The 18,726-nt window shown below is 36.9% G+C and carries 19 protein-coding genes, 3 pseudogenes and 1 other annotated feature; of the genes and pseudogenes, 15 read left to right on the top strand and 7 right to left on the bottom strand.

Annotation, left to right across the window (positions count from 1 at the left end):
* The coding region (locus F972_RS00490; RefSeq protein WP_004762988.1) for a site-specific integrase at positions 1 to 2,723 on the top strand (2,723 nt) is incomplete at its 5' end.
* A 237-nt stretch (positions 2,724 to 2,960) separates the two neighbouring features.
* Here F972_RS00490 and F972_RS00485 read toward each other — a convergent pair.
* Genes F972_RS00485 through F972_RS00475 form a run of 3 tightly spaced genes read right to left on the bottom strand, consistent with a single transcriptional unit; the run spans position 2,961 to position 5,120 of the window.
* Positions 2,961 to 3,179, bottom strand: coding sequence for a hypothetical protein (locus tag F972_RS00485; RefSeq protein WP_000550046.1), 219 nt, complete (start codon positions 3,177 to 3,179; stop codon positions 2,961 to 2,963).
* 4 nt (positions 3,180 to 3,183) lie between these two features.
* Complete coding sequence (locus F972_RS00480) at positions 3,184 to 4,479, bottom strand: Y-family DNA polymerase (protein ID WP_000834353.1); 1,296 nt, start codon at positions 4,477 to 4,479, stop codon at positions 3,184 to 3,186.
* Between the two features lie 14 nt (positions 4,480 to 4,493).
* The gene (locus F972_RS00475; RefSeq protein WP_004637145.1) at positions 4,494 to 5,120 is read right to left on the bottom strand and encodes a LexA family protein; all 627 of its coding nucleotides are present in this window, start codon (positions 5,118 to 5,120) and stop codon (positions 4,494 to 4,496) included.
* A gap of 203 nt (positions 5,121 to 5,323) precedes the next feature.
* Between F972_RS00475 and F972_RS00465 the strand changes: the two genes are divergently transcribed.
* A protein-coding gene (locus F972_RS00465; protein WP_110975987.1) for an IS3 family transposase occupies positions 5,324 to 6,558 on the top strand; the annotation gives its coding sequence in 2 pieces (ribosomal slippage) (positions 5,324 to 5,600 and positions 5,600 to 6,558; 1,236 coding nt in all).
* Positions 5,599 to 5,715, top strand: a sequence feature (AL1L pseudoknot). (Overlaps the previous gene by 117 nt.)
* A 155-nt stretch (positions 6,559 to 6,713) precedes the next feature.
* Here F972_RS00465 and F972_RS00460 read toward each other — a convergent pair.
* Both F972_RS00460 and F972_RS00455 read right to left on the bottom strand, forming a co-directional pair.
* Complete coding sequence (locus F972_RS00460) at positions 6,714 to 7,115, bottom strand: helix-turn-helix domain-containing protein (protein WP_000993197.1); 402 nt, start codon at positions 7,113 to 7,115, stop codon at positions 6,714 to 6,716.
* A 1-nt stretch (position 7,116) separates the two neighbouring features.
* Positions 7,117 to 7,407 (bottom strand): type II toxin-antitoxin system HigB family toxin, encoded by a 291-nt coding sequence (locus tag F972_RS00455; protein ID WP_000558186.1) that lies wholly within the window; start codon positions 7,405 to 7,407, stop codon positions 7,117 to 7,119.
* A 430-nt stretch (positions 7,408 to 7,837) separates the two neighbouring features.
* Here F972_RS00455 and F972_RS00450 point away from each other — a divergent pair, with 430 nt between their 5' ends.
* The 4 genes and pseudogenes from F972_RS00450 (at position 7,838) to F972_RS00440 (ending at position 11,436) form a co-directional block, all read left to right on the top strand.
* A complete protein-coding gene (locus F972_RS00450; protein WP_001255534.1) occupies positions 7,838 to 9,070 on the top strand; it encodes an ATP-binding protein in 1,233 nt (410 codons plus the stop codon).
* 116 nt (positions 9,071 to 9,186) lie between these two features.
* Positions 9,187 to 9,807 carry an IS1595 family transposase gene (locus F972_RS00445; protein ID WP_155756554.1) on the top strand — a complete coding sequence of 207 codons (621 nt, stop codon included), beginning with the start codon at positions 9,187 to 9,189 and terminating at the stop codon, positions 9,805 to 9,807.
* A gap of 33 nt (positions 9,808 to 9,840) precedes the next feature.
* Positions 9,841 to 9,960, top strand: a pseudogene (locus F972_RS15660) (IS1 family transposase); the annotation flags it as partial.
* 276 nt (positions 9,961 to 10,236) lie between these two features.
* Positions 10,237 to 11,436, top strand: coding sequence for a tyrosine-type recombinase/integrase (locus F972_RS00440; protein WP_004762878.1), 1,200 nt, complete (start codon positions 10,237 to 10,239; stop codon positions 11,434 to 11,436).
* Between the two features lie 179 nt (positions 11,437 to 11,615).
* On the opposite strand, the gene F972_RS14830 is transcribed toward F972_RS00440, so the two are convergent.
* Positions 11,616 to 12,748 (bottom strand): IS3-like element ISAba14 family transposase gene (locus F972_RS14830; protein ID WP_228127220.1). Its coding sequence is split into 2 segments (ribosomal slippage): positions 11,616 to 12,496 and positions 12,496 to 12,748, totalling 1,134 coding nucleotides; the frame shifts between segments, so codons are not numbered across the junction.
* Between the two features lie 87 nt (positions 12,749 to 12,835).
* Here F972_RS14830 and F972_RS16125 point away from each other — a divergent pair.
* Both F972_RS16125 and F972_RS00420 read left to right on the top strand, forming a co-directional pair.
* A pseudogene (locus F972_RS16125) lies at positions 12,836 to 12,970 on the top strand (antitoxin HicB); the annotation flags it as partial.
* A gap of 215 nt (positions 12,971 to 13,185) precedes the next feature.
* Complete coding sequence (locus tag F972_RS00420) at positions 13,186 to 13,845, top strand: IS1595-like element ISAba36 family transposase (protein ID WP_000782406.1); 660 nt, start codon at positions 13,186 to 13,188, stop codon at positions 13,843 to 13,845.
* Between the two features lie 41 nt (positions 13,846 to 13,886).
* Here F972_RS00420 and F972_RS00415 read toward each other — a convergent pair whose 3' ends face one another.
* Positions 13,887 to 14,138 carry a hypothetical protein gene (locus tag F972_RS00415; RefSeq protein WP_004762875.1) on the bottom strand — a complete coding sequence of 84 codons (252 nt, stop codon included), beginning with the start codon at positions 14,136 to 14,138 and terminating at the stop codon, positions 13,887 to 13,889.
* A gap of 195 nt (positions 14,139 to 14,333) precedes the next feature.
* Between F972_RS00415 and F972_RS00410 the strand changes: the two genes are divergently transcribed.
* The 7 genes and pseudogenes from F972_RS00410 to tatC all read left to right on the top strand — a co-directional run bounded on the left by F972_RS00410 (position 14,334) and on the right by tatC (position 18,678).
* Positions 14,334 to 14,555, top strand: coding sequence for a helix-turn-helix domain-containing protein (locus F972_RS00410; RefSeq protein WP_004762874.1), 222 nt, complete (start codon positions 14,334 to 14,336; stop codon positions 14,553 to 14,555).
* 233 nt (positions 14,556 to 14,788) lie between these two features.
* Positions 14,789 to 15,739 (top strand): annotated as a pseudogene (locus F972_RS00405) (IS30 family transposase); the annotation flags it as partial.
* Positions 15,740 to 16,112: 373 nt separating this feature from the next.
* A complete protein-coding gene (locus tag F972_RS00400) occupies positions 16,113 to 16,670 on the top strand; it encodes an OsmC family protein (RefSeq protein WP_004762872.1) in 558 nt (185 codons plus the stop codon).
* Positions 16,671 to 16,725: 55 nt separating this feature from the next.
* Positions 16,726 to 17,175 carry a cyanase gene (cynS, locus tag F972_RS00395; protein ID WP_004762871.1) on the top strand — a complete coding sequence of 150 codons (450 nt, stop codon included), beginning with the start codon at positions 16,726 to 16,728 and terminating at the stop codon, positions 17,173 to 17,175.
* A 77-nt stretch (positions 17,176 to 17,252) separates the two neighbouring features.
* Positions 17,253 to 17,462, top strand: a complete 210-nt coding sequence (tatA, locus tag F972_RS00390) for a twin-arginine translocase TatA/TatE family subunit (protein ID WP_004762869.1) — start codon at positions 17,253 to 17,255, stop codon at positions 17,460 to 17,462.
* Between the two features lie 76 nt (positions 17,463 to 17,538).
* Positions 17,539 to 17,916 carry a hypothetical protein gene (locus tag F972_RS00385; protein ID WP_228127540.1) on the top strand — a complete coding sequence of 126 codons (378 nt, stop codon included), beginning with the start codon at positions 17,539 to 17,541 and terminating at the stop codon, positions 17,914 to 17,916.
* On the top strand, positions 17,917 to 18,678 hold the full coding sequence (tatC, locus tag F972_RS00380) for a twin-arginine translocase subunit TatC (RefSeq protein ID WP_004762866.1): 762 nt from the start codon (positions 17,917 to 17,919) through the stop codon (positions 18,676 to 18,678).
* Positions 18,679 to 18,726 lie beyond the last annotated feature (48 nt).

The following is an 18,726-nucleotide window of genomic DNA, read 5'->3' as shown; positions in this document are numbered from 1 at the left end:
GTTTTATATATATTTCAGGCTGTGCAGATGAACAGCATTTGATTACTATTCAGAAACAATTGCAGGATGCCATTGAGCTTGGTACAGATCTGAATTGTTTTCGGTTATACCATTCTGATTATCAAAAGATCACTAATCCATTGTTACTACATTATCGTGTTGAAAACTCTCAATATGGCAACGATGTAGAACAGGGAAAGTTGTACAAATGGAAACATGTTTTTTTTAACCCATATGCGCAGTTCATTTTACAATATTTAAAAAAGTTGAAAGCCACTCAGAAAGAATTTCGTCTGCAACATTCAGTTGAAGATTGTATTTTAGAAAGCTTGAGTAAGATAGGCAGGAAAAAAAGTCTTGGGGATCTGCAATATCAAATTAAACGCCGTGGATTTCGTGCATTTAATGATGTGCAAATGGTACTCGAATTTAATCCAAACCTTAGCCTAGATATATTTTTGAGTAATGTGCTTCAGCAAGAGATTAATACTGTCGCTTTAAGGCCATCCGAATTTAGATTGCTGTGGAATAATGATTACAATCAAGTCACAGAACAAGAGAGTCGCCCTATTCATTTTGAACAAGAGCAGTTACTTCCGGAAGTTCCGACTGCTCAAAGCAAATTACAAACGATTCCGTATGAGTTGATGTTGTTTGATCAAAAGAAACGTAAAGGTCAAAAAGTTGAGCGTTTAGATAAAAAGAGGAATAAAGAAGAACGCATGCTACGTTTTTGGCAAGAAACCAGAAGGGTGTTAGAGGAGAAGATAGTTGATGCTAATACGGAGGAAAAGTCTTTAATTGATGCTCAACTACGCTTAATTCACTGGTTAATGCATTTAAAAAAACGAGGGCTTCAATTATCAACTATTGAAAGCTACTTAGGATCGTTTGGTAAAGAATTTATATTTGAGATTTGGCTCAATAAATTAGATTTAAAGCAACAATCCATTGATGATTATGAGGATTTATATCGGCAGCTATTGAAATACAGCAGTGAACGTGATGAAAAAGCAGTTCAACGAGATTCGGTGAAAGGAAAAACCTCTCGTAAGATGCACCAAAGCGCAGAATACCGTTTTGGTCGCCTAAAAGATTTTCATCAATTCTGTATAGAGAATTATGATGCTCCAGGGGTATTGGTGTTACAGAATTCAAGTTTTAAGCATTTACAAATTTGCAATGCACGGCTAGTGAGTCCTTTGCTATTTGGCAAATTATTGGAAAAACTAGAAAATTTAAGTCAAGAGCCAACGGCATCAGAGTGGGTCGATCATCTGAGTTGTTTAAAGCTGATGTATTTACTAAGTTATAGAACTGGACTTCGATTAAATGAAGTTCGTTGTCTTAAAATACAAGATATTATTTGCCCAGAGTTACTTTGTAAAGAAAAAGAAAATACAGCTTTTAATAATATCACGCTTCATATTCAGAACAATTCATATCGCCGTCTGAAAACGCAAAGTGCAAATCGTCAAATACCTTTGAAAATTGCATTGTCAGAACATGAGTTTTTAGTAGTACAACGTTACATACAACATCGTTATGAGCAATATTTGGTTAATCAGCAGGATGATCTACTTTTTAGTGTGAATCATCGTGTATTAACTGATCAATGTATCAGCAAAATTACAGTAGATTTGTTTAGTCAAATATTAGGTATGCATCATGGCTTTAGTTTTCATACATTACGCCACAGTGCTGCTAACTATCTAGCAATAACTTTGCTCGGTTCAAAAGAAATGATCAAGACCTACACAGATTGTCCTTGGGTAAAAGCAAAAAAGATGAGGGATTTATTGTTTGGTATGAAAGCACGTGCTCAAGAAGAGATTATTCAACATAAATGGCAGGTGCTCGCCTCTTGGATGGGGCATAGCAGTATTGAGCAAACGGCTTCAAATTACCTTCATGTTTTGGATTTATTAGCAGTCGATCGAATTTATAATTCGCCGTGTATCATTTCAAAAAAAGTATTAGAACAGTGTTTTAGTCCAGTGAAGTCAAGTACAGACTACATAAACCTAAATCGTTATACTCAGCAGCAGAAATGGTTTAATTCTTATCAGCAAACACAGCCAGTTACGATTGCTGGCCGACAAGAAAAGAAGTTTAGTATCGAGAAGAGTAATCTGACACCTTTTCAACGTTTGATAAGTTTTAGAGAAGGTCGTTTAAGCGAAGATACTCAAGCTCAAGAATGGATGCAACGATGTCAATGGATGAGCAATAAATGGATGGATCGCCAAAAATTTAATTTAAAAACGAATTATGTTTATAGTAAGAATTTAGAAGAGAGTTGGTTTGATGAACTTTACGAAAAGGCTAAAAAACTGACTCGTCAAGATGAAATAATTCCTCTCCTTGATTTTCATTATAAAGATGATAGGCAGCAAGATGCACTGAAAGAAAAGAACATGTTTAAGGCGCTTAAAATATTATTATTACTTGGAAAACTGCGTAAGAATTTTCTACATTTTCAATGCCGAATGAAAGGTGATGAGCAACAAATTGTTAATTTTATTACTGGTATAGAGCCAATGTTAGGAGATCATCTGTATTTAGAAAAACAAAACTACCCAGTTAATTTGGGTGCTCCTGAGCGAACCGTTAAATTTAGTTTTCAAAGAGTTGTCGGTTCTAACAAAAAAAATGTTACTCCGCTGGTTATATTTAATTTAATGTTAAAAATGATGCAAGAAGATGAACTCTGGATCAAATAGCCTAAGCATCTTAAAAAGGGGAAATTTAAAAGCTTTAGCATCACAGTTTCGTCACTGGATTTTAGACACTAGTGTAAATTGGTAAATCGCTGAGCTAAAGTGTTGTAGTCCAAACTCGATATGACAGTTACCCATTTTATAGTGTGCCTGTCAGGTTAAATTTGAGCTAAATTATTCTCAGCCCAAATCCGCTTCCAATCAAATAATGATTCAAGTGGCGTGCCGCCTCTGCTCAATCTAATTCACAGTACCTAAAACAGGTATCAACTTCGGCCCAGCCATTCTCGCTTTGCTAATGATATCCACCAGCTCATAATAAGTCAGTTCAAACTTATCATCACTATCAAAAACATAAACCATGTTCTTGCCTTCATGTTCTTGCGGAGTAGGTGGTACAAATCGTTTCGGGATTAGGAGTTGAGTAATTTGTTCGTCAGTTAATTTAAATAAGTGCATGTTTTTATCCTACTCTAGGTAAGTCAGACCATTTTGTTAAATACGATGGTGATCTAAGGTTTTGATTCATGTGCCATGAGGCTTCTTGATTGTTGGCAATGCCTAGCGTAACGAGATTCTTCCCAAACCGTTCACTGATGGCTTCAATAACATCTGAAAGTTTTTCGCGCTCTTGCTTATGCGAATAGTCCGTGAATAGATCAGGCACAAATTTGGATTTATCCTTAATTTCTAAAAGTACGATTCCTGCCTTTTTATACTTAAAACCCTTCTTAAATATCTGATCGATACCTTTCATTGCAGCCTTGGTGATAAGTAACCAGTCGTCTGTATGCTCATGCATCTGAACTACGGTGTATGGAGTGTAACGCTCAGTCTTATCAAATCGACTGGTTTGAATATAAACCCCAATCATCTTGCAGATTGAGCCATCATCACGCATTCGCTTTACTGCTCTGGCTACATAGAGTCGCACCGAAGCCTTTAGATCATCCACTTCATACACAGGGCTGCCATATGAACGGCTGCTGATAATCTGCTTTTTGGCTACTGCATCATCAGTCAGGTCGATACAAGACAAACCCTGTAACTCAAGTACTGTCTTTTCCATGACGATGCTGAATTGCTTTTTAATTTCTTTAGGATTGGCGTTAATCAGATCTAGAACAGACTGGATGCCCATAGCATTGAGTTTCTTGCAGTTCTGCCTGCCGACTCCCCAAACATCAGATACATCGACTTGCGCCAGTAAAGTCTCAGCAGAGCACTGGTCCATATGAACTAAATTACACACGCCACCAAAATACTTGTTCTTCTTGGCTAAATGATTGGCAATCTTGGCTTCAGTTTTAGAGCGACCGATTCCAATACAGCAGGGTAGGCCTAACCATTGGAATGCTTTAGTTCTCATATCTTGCGCATATTCTGTCAGGTCAAATAAGTGCTCATACGTTGTGAGCTTTAGGAAGCATTCGTCAATTGAATAGACTTCTTGCTCTCCAGGTGCAACATAACTCCCGAGAAGCTCCATAAAGCGTCTGGACATTTCACCATACAGAGAGAAATTACTCGAGAGAACCTGAATGTTATGTTGTTTGATCAAATCCTGAATCTGAAATACAGGAACCCCCATCTTTATACCTAAGTCTTTTGCTTCTTGGCTTCTTGCCACGGCACAGCCATCGTTGTTGCTGAGCACAATGGTTGGGCAATCATTTAGGGCAGGGTTAAACACACGTTCACACGAGACGTAGCAATTATTCACGTCAACTAACGCAAATATCTCATTTTCACTTTTCATTTTTATTCTTCTTTTTATGAACGGTGATGAATACGTTTTAAATTAAAAGTCACTACACCCCAAATAGATATTGTCTGACTGTCGTTGGGAATGATGTGATTGTATCTAGGATTCTCAGCTTTTAACCAAAGGTCTGGAAGAGGGTAGTCTTCATCTCCGAAAATCTCTTTGATTTCAGACTTAGACATCTTGCTTGTAATCATTAACCGCTTAATTGTCGAAGCACTATTATCAATTAATGCAATTACGATATCGTAGTGCTTTGCTTCTATACTGCGATCAACAATGATCGGATCATTAATCTCAAAACCTGCATCAAGCATCGATTCACTGTCTACGTAAGCGATAAATGTAGAAATAGGGTTATGAATAAGGAATTCATTCAGATCGAGTGCTTTATCTTGTTCATCCTTGATACTAAATGCAGGACCAGCAGGAATGCGCTCTAAAGAGACTGGAATTGAGACTTTGGATTTGGGTAGTACTGCGGTTAACCCTAATTTCTCAACAAGTTCATTTTGAACAGCGATTTGCTCTAGAACTGTATTGATGGTAGGGCTTGGCTTACCCTCTGGACCCATGAGCTCTTGCAAAGATGACCATGCGTCATCAGAGAAGTAGATAGGCAACTTCTTAGACATGTGATACTCCTACGCTACAGTGGCGTGTTTGGAAGTAGAATTTGTCTAAATATGATATTACTAACAGGGATTAAAATTCAAATTTAAAAAGTTGTGGATAAACAAGGAGAAGTCAAAATAAGTCGTTTTGTTTCTGCTCATCGCGTGGAAAAGTGAACCGTACCGGGTTTGTCGGAGACTAACTTTCTTGAGAGAATGTCCCAATGACAAAACCAAAATATACTCCTGAAATCAGAGACAGAGCGGTTCAATTATTGATTGAATCCGAAAAAGATTATCCTTCTACTTGGGCTGCAATCACAGCAATTGCACCTAAAATTGGTTGTACCCCTGAAACACTACGTTCCTGGCATCAAAAATATTTGGATCAACAAAATCCAGTTAAAGTACAGCAGCTTTCAGATCAAGAACGTATTAAACAGCTCGAACGTGAAAATAAAGAGCTGCAACGTGCCAATGAAATTCTACGCAAAGCAGCCGCTTTTTTCGCCCAGGCGGAGCTCGACCGCCCACACAAATAATGATGGATTTTATCCATAATAATAAAGAGCCGTACGGAGTCGAGGCGATTTGTAGGATTTTACCTATCGCACCTTCAACTTATTACCGGACTCTAGATCTCTGCGATGAGAAGCATTGCTTCGCAAGGGAACATCGAGCGAAACGAGATCTACATGATCAACATCATGCTGAACAGATTAAACGTATTTGGAAAGAAAGTTCAGGTCGTTATGGTGTGCGCAAAGTCTGGCAAAAACTAAGACACGAAGGCTATGTTATTGCACGTTGTACAGTTGCTCGATTGATGCAACAGCTAGGTATACAAGGTGTTTGGCGTGGTAAGAATAAACAAACAACGCGTAGCCGAGATGATCAAAAATCAGCAGATGATTTAGTAAAACGCAATTTTAAAGCTGATCATCCTGATCACTTGTGGGTGGCCGACTTCACGTATATTCAAACCAATTCAGGCTGGGTCTATACCGCATTTATTATTGATGTGTTCTCACGAGCAATTGTTGGATGGAAAGTATCAACACGGATGAATACCGACATGGTGCTCGCTGCACTTGAGCAGGCATTGCATGATCGAGGAATGCCAAATAACGTGATTCATCATAGTGACAGAGGCGTACAGTATCTTTCAATTCGCTATACCAACCGTTTAGAAGCAGCGAATTTACGAGCATCAGTCGGCACTACGGGGGATTCATACGATAATGCATTGGCTGAAACAGTGAATGGGTTGTACAAAACAGAGGTGATTGAATATTTAAAAGCAGATTGGCGTGGTTTGGGTGATATACAACTTGCCACATTAAATTTGGTAGATTGGTTCAATAAAGAACGTATACATAGTTCACTAGGTTATGTATCACCTTTTGATTTTGAAGCGATGTACTATGATAAAATTAACCCGTTAGGTCAGGTGGCCTAACTTAAACAAAAAGTCTCCGACAAACCCGGTACGGTTCATTTTATATACTCTAGGACTTACGCACTATCATTTATAGATTCTCTGGGCTTTGTTGCACAAAGATTTGAAAGGCAAAGTACCCCTAATTGAGCCAAATTTCCTGATCCACCTCTCTTTTAGAAAAACGTATCTGCCGATACATTAAACCGCTCAGACAATGCCTTAATATGACGAATATTCAGTTGGCGTTTACCACTTAAAATCTCAGAAATCACTGATGGTGTTGCAACCTCTGTTAAGTCAGACTGACCTAAACCATGTTGCTCCATCAAAAAAGCCAAAGCAGCACGACCGTCCCCTTTAGGCATAGGAAGATGCTCATTTTCATAATCAGAAACCAAATCACCAAGCTGATGAGTAAGCCCCATTAAAGGATGGGACTCGTCATCACCAACAGTATCTAAAAGTTCATCTAAAGCTTCAACAAGTGTATGAAAGTCGTCTTCATTTTCTGGCTTGCTGAGCAATGGTGCAACGCAGTGCCAGTGGTCTACGGCCTGTTTAATCATCGCGTTCATACTAACCTTCCTTCCAATGACCTTTGTCATATTCTTTATGGTACAAGACATCACGGATATACACACGTTTTGCTTGATACATCACGACTGCAATAAGTCGGATCTTGTTCCCGCCAATATCGAATACATGGAACTTTCCAACTTTATCGACCTCTGGAAAGAGATGTTTCATCTCAGCAAAATCTTTCGGATCGTTTGCCTTTATGGTTCGATACCAACCATCTAATGCCGTTTCAGCCTGTGGCCACTTTTGCATTGCTTCTATAATTCGAGTGTGGGTGATCACATGCATAACATTTTATCGCATTTTGCAATATTGAATGGCTAGGATGAATAAAGCGCCACACGGAGCTTTATTCATTATCAAAATGCACTTAATCTGATGATCTTAAAAAATAAACCTTTTAGCATTTCATGCGCAATAAGGCTGATACCATTAGTACAACAAAAATGAGTTCCACTCTAGTTAACATCTTAGTTCCATTTACTTTTCACTTAATTTATATAGCCGTTAAGTCGCAGCATCAATGACATAACATGACATGGAAAATAATCAAAAAAGATAGAATCTAGATTTTTGTTACATTTACTATCCGCATACTTTAACAGCAGCTTTGAGTGTTTCACTTAACCTTTAAATTTTTTTTAAAATTAAATATATTTACATATACGTTCTAAAATTTGATAGAATTTATTAAAACTTTAGATTCTAAGTGTAAATAATGAGAAGCGCTAATATTCGACGTGATGGCTACTTAAAATTTCTGAATACATGGCAAGACCGTGATGTCATTAAAGTACTTTCAGGTGTGCGTCGCTCTGGAAAATCCACCTTATTGGCGATGTTTCAACAAGACCTAAAAGCACAGGGTGTACAAGCCGAAAACATCATTGCCATCAACTTCGAATTTATGGAATTTGAAGAACTCACCGATTACCGTAAACTACATGATTATGTATTGTCCAAAGTTGATAAAAGTAAAAAAAACTATGTTTTTTTAGATGAAATACAACATGTTACAAATTTTGAGAAAGTAGTCGACTCTTTATATGTTCGGGATTATATCGATTTATATATTACAGGCTCAAATGCATTCTTTCTAAGTGGAGAACTTGCGACTTTACTTACAGGACGCTATATCGAGCAACATGTTCTACCTCTGTCATTCCAAGAATTTAAACAGTGGCATATTGAAAATAATCCGATCATCCAACAATTATCCAATCGTGATTTGTATGCCATGTATACGCGCAGTAGTTTCCCTTATACGCTTGCCATGACTAGCCAGCAGGAAACTTATGATTACTTGCAAGCGGTCTATGCCAGTGTAATGTTTAAAGATGTTATTCCCCGTTTGAATACTGCCGATATTAACTCTCTCGAGCGTGTCGCAAGATATTTGGCAAGCGTGACAGGCTCACCTATTTCTATCAATAAAATTAAAAATACCTTTGTTTCAAGTGGGGTTAAAATTTCATTTGAAACAGTAAAACGCTATATTCAGGGCTTACAGGACAGTTTGTTATTTTATAGTGCCGCACAATTTAAAGTACGCGGGCGTGAGTTATTACAATCCTCTGAAAAATACTATTTAGTTGATGTCGGATTGCGCCGGATTATGTTGCCTGATGCTAATGCTGATCAAGGTCATATCTTAGAAAATGTGATTTATCTTGAGCTTGTCAGACGAGGTTATACCGTCTATGTAGGGCGTGTTGATGAATATGAAATTGATTTTGTTGCTGTCGATACTTTACAGAATTTAACTTATTATCAAGTGGCATTAGAAACGCTCAATGAAGAGACACTCAGCCGAGAGTTACGTCCATTACAGAAAATTTCTGATTCGTATCCCAAATATTTACTTACCTTAGACACGATAGGGACTGAAGCAAATTATAATGGTATTGTAAAAATGAGTGCTCTCGATTGGTTGCTATCTGAAAATAAGTAAAGTTGAGGATAGACATGGATACTCTTATTTATTAAGGCTCTAGACTAGCAGAATAGATATGTTAGTCTAGAATCATGATAGAAAACAGTAAATTAAGTCACTATAAGATTTAAAAAATTATTCAGTGCTTTTGCATTGATATTCCTGCTTCTAAAACAGCCTTATTGCTTAACTTGAACCGTAATACCATCAACTATTGGTACATGCTTTTTAGAAAAGCAATCTACGATCATCAAACAGATTTAAGAGCAAAGTTTGTAGGTTCTATTGAAATTGATGAGAGCTATTTTAGGGCAAAAAGACAACGTGGTTTTCATGGGAAGTTGAAGCGAGGTCGAGGTACTTTAAAACAACCTGTATTTGGAATATTTGAAAGGAATGGTCGAGTTTATACAGAAATAGTCCCTGATTGTAAAAAGACTACATTACAAAAAGTTATCTTAGGTAAAGTTGCACTTGAAAGTGTAATTTATAGTGATGGTTGGCGTGGATACAATGGTTTGGTAGATGTTGGTTACTCAAAGCATTTTAGAGTAAATCATGGAGTGAATGAATTTGCTAGAGGACAATGTCATATAAATGGAATAGAATCATTCTGGAGCTTTTGTAAAAGAAGGCCAGCAAAGTTCAACGGTATATCAAAAGAGTATTTTGATTATCATCTTAAAGAAACAGAATGGCGTTGGATGAGGGAGCCTAATGAGCTAGCAACAGAGTTGTGGGACCTCATTAGGTAAAACTAAGTGCAAATCTGCTAGTCTAGAGCCTTGCAAATAAGGCATCGAATAAGACGTGGTTTTAGAAGAAGTTGTAATTTCTCCAAAAAGCTTGAAAACCATTTTAAAGCCTTCGACTTAACCTTCTTTTACATCAATAATGGCTTCATTTAATGTCAGCATACTTTTTAAAACACCACCGGATTTTTTTCTACTCTTTTTTTATATCTAACTCAGGTTAGTGTAATTAGCTGCTTATTTATCTCATCTTACATATTAAGTAGAGATGGGACTTAAGATGGTTACTAAAATAAAAATACTAATAACAATAAATATATAAAACAGTGTATTACAATTTTATATGATGCGTAGCCTACGCATCATATATAAAGCTTTCTATTTTGATATAATTGATACAATCAACCCCTTATTAGGTTTCATTTAAATTCCATGAGTCTTACTGAAATTAAAGTTCGCCAAGCTCATTGCAAGGAAAAAACCTGTTTTTTATCTGATGAAGATGGGCTTAGCCTGAAGATTGAACCGAGTGGAAGAAAATCTTGGTGCTATCGCTATACAAATCCACAAACTAAAAAACGTCGACGCATTCAGTTAGGTCTTTATCCTGATTTATCACTGAAAAAGGCACGACAAGTCAGAGATGACTTTAAAGACAATAATTTCTGTTTTGAACATGATACTGCCTCTAATGTCATCACCTTTGGTAAGGTCGGGGAGGAGTGGTTACAGTTCAAACTGAAGAATGCTTTCAACGATCTACCCCGCTGTGGTGTACTACAGTTAGCAGAAAGATGCTTACAGCAAGATATTTATCCAGACCTTCAGGATTTACCTTTTCAAAACATCAAGCGTTATGACCTGGTTTCAGTAATCAAAAAAATAGAGGGACGCCAAGTAAAAGAACCTGTCAAGAAAGCTTGTAGTTATTTGAACCAAATTTATGACTACGCTGTAGCGATGGGTTATTGTGAATTCAACATCGCGCATGGTTTAAATAAAATCGCCATTAACAGTAAAATCAAGAAGAATTATCCGTATTTGAAAGCGGAGGATATATCTGATTTTAAGTATAAATTACAAAAATTGGATGCCCATCCGATTATTAAAAAAGCACTGATGTTTAAATTATATACTGGAGTGCGAGGGGCTGAATTGTTATTGTCTGAGCCTCATCATTTTGATTTAAATGAAAAAATATGGAAAATACCTGCCTTGCATATTAAACAGTTTCGACGAAAAGTCATATTAGGCCATGAGATTCCAGATTTTTTAGTTCCACTTTCAAATCAGGCTTTAGAGATTTTGAAAGACGTCATGCAGTGGTCATACGGTGAAAAATACCTTTTTGCTAGCCCTCGCAAACACAATCAACCGATTCATTTTAATACTCTAAATATGGCCATACGTAAGATGGGGTATGGCAAACATCAACTATCTTCTCATGGATTACGTTCAACTTTTAGTACCATTTTGAATGACTCAGGTTTGTTCCAAGATAATTGGATTGAGGCACAACTTTCACATATTGATAAGAACCGTACCCGTGCCAGCTATAATCACGCTGACTATTTAGCTCAACGGACTGAAATGATGCAGTGGTGGGGTGATTATTTAAGTACTAGTAAGTGAAAATCGTACTTTTAAACATAAAACATGATGGGATGTCAAATGGATAGTAAACAATATACTTACCGTGTTAAATGGTCAGCAGAAGATAATGGGTATGTTGGATTGTGTGCTGAGTTTCAGAGGTGGTCCCACATGTTTGAACAACTAAAAGCTTATTTATAAGTGATATTCTGCTCTAGTTAAGCTACCTTATTTTGTTGTGGTAGCTGGTCATAGTAAAACTCATCTGGGGTCATTTTGTCCAGACTCGAATGAGGCCGTTTCAAATTATAAAATTCAAAATATGCACTCAATTGCTTTTTCGCATCTGTGACACTGCTATAAGCTTTGAGATACACCTCTTCATATTTAACGCTCCGCCATAATCGTTCAACCATCACATTATCTACCCATCGACCTTTACCATCCATACTGATTTGAATGCCATTTGATTTCAATACATCAATAAATGCATCACTGGTAAACTGGCTGCCTTGGTCTGTATTAAATATTTCAGGTCGACCATATTTTTCAATCGCTTCATTTAAAGCCGAAATACAAAAATCCACCTCCATACTAATCGATACCCTATGCGCAAGTACCTTGCGGCTATGCCAATCAATCACAGCACATAAATAAACAAAACCTTTTGCCATAGGGATATACGTTATATCCGTAGACCACACTTGATTACTGCGCTGAATAGCCAATCCTTTGAGCAGATATGGATATTTACGGTGAGCTTGATTAGCCTGGCTTAAATTTGGTTTGCAATATAACGCCTGAATACCCATTTTCTTCATTAAAGTACGTGTATGACGTCGTCCTATATGATGTCCTTGACGATTCAACAAATCACGCATCATACGACTGCCTGCAAAAGGATATTGCATATGTAATTCATCAATACATCGCATCAGCTTCAGATCTGATGCACTCACAGGTTTTGGGCGATAATAATAACAACCACGGGAGACTTTCAGCAGCTTAGCTTGTTTAGATACTGAAATCTGAAGTGAGTCGTCGATTAACTTTTGTGGTTGAAGCGGCCCAGTTTCTTCAACACACCTTCTAAAAAATCAATTTCTAATGCCTGCTCACCGATTTTTGCATGTAGTTTTTTTAGATCGATGGGTGGTTCTGTTGGAGCTTTTGATTGATCGAAAGCTTGCGAGGAAGCTGAGATCAATTGATTTTTCCAGTCAATAATTTGGTTTTGATGAACATCAAACTCAGCACTCAATTCAGCAAGTGTTTTTTCTGCTTTAATCGCAGCAAGTGCTACCTTAGCTTTAAAATCATTTGAATGATTTCTTCTTGGTCTACGTGCCATAAAATACTCCTTATATCGATGTTTATAACATCATTTGGGGAGCAAAATATCACTTATAGCTGTTGTTCAAATTTCCTGATCCACCTCTTTCCATCATTGTCTTGGCATGATGCGGATCAGTCTAAAGCATTCTCAGCAATAGAGGAGCTCGGTGCTGATGTTGTCGCTGATATGATTAGCAATAATGAAAAAGTTCCTACACCACTCTTTGGAAAAATATAGTAGGCTGTTTAATGTCCTTGTTCTCAGTGGTTCAACAAAAACTAGCCCTCGAAGCTGCAGATCTAAGTGTGGGCATGAACAAGAATTTATGCTTCATATATTCTGTAAATCGTATGAATTTGAATTAATAGGTATTTTAAAGAAAGTTTTCTTTGATTTAGTGTTTTTATATAAAAAAATAAGGGGCTGTAGTAGATTAGCAGAAGTGCTACTCTATGAAAATGAAGATAAATCGTTGTAAATTAGATAAAAATACCCAAAGAAAGCTTGTCGAGTTCTTTGTTGCTGAGGTAACAGCTAGAACTGCGGCCAATTTGCTGGATATTCAGCCTAATACTGCGGCACTATTTTATAGAAAAATACGTGAAATAATCATGTACCACCTTGACCAAACTGCCGATGATATTTTTGAGGGAGAGGTTGAGTTAGATGAAAGCTACTTTGGTGGCACTCGTAAGGGAAAGCGTGGGCGTGGTGCTGGTGGAAAAGTGGCTGTATTTGGTATACTAAAGCGCGGTGGTATGGTTTATGTCAAGGTTGTCCCTGATACCAAGTCTGATACATTAATGCCTGTTATTACACGTAAAGTAGCGCCTGATAGTGTGGTTTATACTGATAGCTATCGAAGCTACAATGTGCTTGATGTTAATTGTTTTTATCATGAGCGAATTAACCATTCTAAAGATTTTGCAAAAGGTCGAAATCATATTAATGGTGTAGAAAATTTCTGGAATCAAGCTAAACGCATCCTAAGGAAGTACAATGGGATTGACCGAAATGCCTTTCCATTGTTTATTAAAGAATGTGAGTTTAGATTTAACTATGGGAGTCCAAAACAACAGCTCGAAATACTGTTGGATTGGACGGGTATTTGACCTTATCTACTACAGCCCCAAAAATAATTTTTAAAAACAACTTAGGCTAATTGATAAACACTATCTGGAAAGATTAAAAGAAAATATTTTTTAATTTCTGCTAATTCATTTAAGTTAGGTTCCCTTTCAAGCAGTTGAAATGTCCAAATAAGTACAGCCTGATGATTATCATAGCAAGAATTGACTCCAAGAAAATTAGCCATTCCATAACCCCTATCGATGTTCATTTCTTTAATTAGTTGATTTCCCAAGTCACGAGCTTGCTGGCTGATCCATAACTCATTTGGCAACATGGCGGTCATCTCCACAAAATAATCTAATGCAGCTTCAATCCTTATATTTAAAAAGTTATAATTTAGTTGAAATAGATAAATTATGCTTTCTATAAGTTGTAATAGTCTGCTGTAGGTTAATTTTAGCAGAGTATTACTCAGTCAACAACTTAAAATAACTTTTAGTAGGTTATTTTTTTGTAAATGAATTGATATATGATTACTTGTAAGTTATCCAGCCTCATGGGCGATCGAAGAATTTTAAAATTAAGTGATGTGGTACATGCGACAGGCATCAATCGTAATACGCTGACAAGTATGTATTATGACCGTGCTATACGTATCGAATTGCCAGTCGCTGATAAGTTATGTAAATACTTTAACTGTACGATGAATGATTTGTTTGAGTTTAAGGACGAAGTTGAAGAAAAAGATTAACCAATACTTCTTTTGATAAGTTTTTTCTACAGGTCTAATAATGAATTTTATAAAATTTCATCGAAAACAGAGATCTACTTTATTATTTATATAAAAGAATCAAACGAATGATAGAAGCGCAGATTCAAATCCCAAGTGCGACACATTTGTAGTTAGTTGAAAAAGTTAGGTGTATTCGTAGAATCATTGGACTTTTTCAACTCGCAATTGGAAAGCACACAATGAAGAAATAAACCCAACTTTCTCAAGATGAAAGATACGAAATTTATGCTACTTTGAAAAGTAAAAGTTCAATCGCTACCCTTGCTTGGGAGTTAGGACGTTCACGATCAACCATCTACCGTGAATTAAAAAGAAATACTGGGCAACGTGGATATAGAGCTCAACAGGCAGCTAAATTTGCAAGTCAAAGACGGTACCGTCCTTCATCATCAATGACAGCATTTGCCTTCGCTTATATTAATTATTTGATTGGTTTGGACTGGTCACCCGAACAAATTTCAGGTGCTTTAACACAACGCGGTTGGCTGGATGTACCTTCACATGAGTGGATTTACCAGTACATTTATCAAGATAAATCAAAAGGCGGTAAACTTCATCTACATTTAAGGCATCAGAAGAAATATCGAAAACGCGGTTACAAAAACACGGATCGTAGGGGTCAAATCATTGATAAAACAAGTATTCACTGCCGAGACCAGGACATTGATCAACGACAACGTTTAGGAGATTTCGAAGGTAACACGGTGATTGGTAAACATCATAAAGGTGCTTTATTGACTCTCGTTGATCGAAAGAGCCTGTATGTACATATTGTTCATTTAGGGCCAACAAGAGCATCCTCTCAAACGATTACTTGTGCATTAGATCGTTTACAAATGAGCCATGCTTATAGTGTGACATTTGATAATGGCAAAGAATTTTCCGAACACAAAAGAATTACTGATGCTGGCATAGAGACGTATTTTGCTGATCCTTACAAGTCTATTCAGCGAGCTAGAAATGAAAATACGAATGGTTTAATCCGTGGATATCTGCCAAAATCATCATCGTTTGATGGCGTGTCAAACGAACAAATAGAGCAGATAGAATTTGCACTCAACCATCGTCCTAGAAAAACACTAGGTTGGTATACACCGAGTGAAGTTATGGCTGGTTTTTATACTGTTGCACTTGCCGCTTGAATCCGCCATTTACAGAATTAGGCCGACCTTATACCCAAGTTGTCACTTAAATTTGAGGCGCCTAGGAGAGCTTTGCCTTTAAAGGCTTTATGCAACAAAGCTGTTTGATAACTATTTTTTTGAAATTTTTATTTTTCTTAGATTGGCCTCGTTAATGAACTCATTTTTCAGTACTAAGATTTTAAGCAACATAGAATATATAGCATTTGACACTTCGGACAAAATGTCGAACTTTGTAATCAATGTCTAATTAAGAATTAGAAAAAAATGCTAAAAAATATTTATATTATTGTTTTTATTAAATAAAAATTATTGGCACACAGTTTGCTATCTACATGACATAACCAATTGATCAACCTAAAAGGTGAAACCTATGTCAGATGTAATCGAGCAAGCTAAAACTGTAAAAACTCATCTTAAACCGATTGACCGTGATGGCTTAATGGCCTTTGCTGAAAAAGGCCGTAATAACCCACAGAGCATGGGCGGAAATAAGGTACATACCATCATGCAAGGCATGTATCGAAGCTTAAGTTATGTAGGAAACCATCAACCTGTTGTGGTGGATGAGCCTTTACATTTATTTGGTGAAGATACCGCACCAGCACCAGGTGAAATTGTGCTTTCTGGTTTGGGGGGGTGTTTAGCTGTTGGTATTACAGCTGTAGCGACATGGAAACGTATCCCATTAAGCAAGCTAGAAATTTTCTTAGAAGCAGATATTGGTAATCCTGCTGCTTGGGGTGCAGGTGGTGCATTAAAAGCGCCTGAAGAAATGGGCTTCCAAGCGATTCGAGTCAAAGTGTTAATTGAGGGGGATGCAACACGTGAAGAATTGGATGAAATTGTGAAACATGCCAATTTCTACTCACCAGTTGCCAATTCTATGCGTAATCCTATCGCATTTAGTATCAGTTTAATGGGTGAATAAATAGAATTTATCTAAGCCTTTATTTTCACTTTTTATAAAATTTTAGGAAAAAATGATGATTACAAATCGAAATCAGGTCACAGAACAAATTATCTCAGCCAAAGTCATGAAAGGTTTAAAGTGGTCTGACGTTGCAGAGCAACTTGGCTTATCAAAAGAGTGGGTGACATCAGGTTGTCTAGGCCAAATGGCTTTTGATAAAGCACAAGCTGAAAAATTGGGCGAAATATTTGATCTGTCTGATGAAGCGGTGGCATGGCTACAAATTGTCCCTTACAAAGGGTCATTACCTACAGCTGTTCCAACCGATCCACTGATTTACCGTTGGTATGAAGTAGTTAGTGTTTACGGTTCAACCATTAAAGAACTAATTCATGAAGAATTTGGTGACGGGATCATGAGTGCGATTGATTTTAGTATGGATATCCAGCGTGAAAGCAATCCAAATGGTGACCGTGTCAATGTCGTCCTCTCAGGCAAATTCTTGCCATATAAGAGTTACTAATTCTGTTACGACTAAAGGCTCATGCATGAGCCTTTAGATATTTTCTATCACAACGTTAATTTTTGGGAGAAAATCTCATGGGATTATCCATTTGGCATATTTTGGTCTTGCTGATTGTACTGATTTTGGTGTTTGGTACTTCACGTATTAAAACTCTTGGTCGTGATTTAGGTACTGCAATGAAAGATTTTCGGCACAGTATCAATGATGATTCCGCCATGATCGGCAATTCTCAGGATGACTTAAAGCAGAATCACAAAACAACTCAAGTTGCACAGGACAAGTAGTCAGTGCAATGGAGAACATGATGTGCTGATTTAAGGAGGGATAGCTATGCTTAATGTAAGCATCACAGAATTCATTGTGTTTGTCATTCTAGCAATTTTAATTCTGGGTCCAGAAAAGCTACCATTTGTTTTGGTAAAAGCGCGTTCTTTTTATAAAAAGACAAAGTATGTTTTTGACAGCAATATTTATGCTTTAGAAGCACAAATCGAAAAATATTGTAGTCCTATAGAATTGTCTCGAAAGCAATATATCTACCTTGACCCAATTGCTTTTTCCCCTTACCACAGTCTGTTCATTCAGCAGCTATTTCGGATCCGTTCGAATCAATTATGCACTATTGGCTTAATCCATCAATTACATAGTCATGCATTGCAGCAGGAAATTTGGACAGCGAAAATACAACAAAATTTGCAGCATAACGCTTCAAAGCAGCACTTGCAGGAGGTAGCTTAAATGAAAAAATCATATGTACTTGCTGAACCTGATACTGCAATTTTACCAATAACAGGACACATTCGTGCTTTAAGAAAATGTTTGATTCAAATGCTTGGTTTTGTAATGTTGTTGGTGCTTGGATTATTACCTTTTCACAAAACTATATATGAGTGGATTTCCCAACCCCTAATTGAACAATTACCTAATCAAAGTCAGATGATTGCAACCACGGTTACAGGAACATTTGTTGCGCCGCTTCAACTCATTTTATTTGTCAGTGTATTAATCAGCTTGCCAATATTGGTGTATTGCCTGTGGAACTTTATTAAACCGGGCCTTAAACATATTGAACGGAGACTGGTATTGCCGTTATTTTTATGTGCGATTGGTTTATTTTATCTAGGGGCGAGCGGGGCATATTATTTTGTTTTACCGACAGCACTCCATTTTTTTATGAGTATTAGTCCTGATAGTGTATTACCAATGACGGATATTCAAAGCTATCTTCAATTTTGTTTGAGTTTATTTTTTATCTTTGGAATGATCTTTGAAATTCCGATTTTAATTTTTTTACTTTCTATCAATCAAATCGTATCAGTCCATGTCTGGAAGCAACAACGTCGCTTGGTTATTGTGGGCTGTTTTTTTGTAGCAATGTTTATTACACCACCCGATGCACTGAGCATGATTATGCTTGCGGTTCCTATGTATTTGCTCTTTGAAATTGGTTTAGCAGTTTCACAGTTATATTTAAATACAAAACGTATAGAGATCAATTAAACATACACTTTAGAGTTAGTTAGAATTTCAGTTTAGTTGCCATCAAAG

Origin of the sequence: Acinetobacter sp. CIP 102529 (assembly GCF_000368325.1) — a bacterium.
Classification (GTDB): domain Bacteria; phylum Pseudomonadota; class Gammaproteobacteria; order Pseudomonadales; family Moraxellaceae; genus Acinetobacter; species Acinetobacter parvus.
This window is presented reverse-complemented; position numbering and strand designations above follow the sequence as displayed.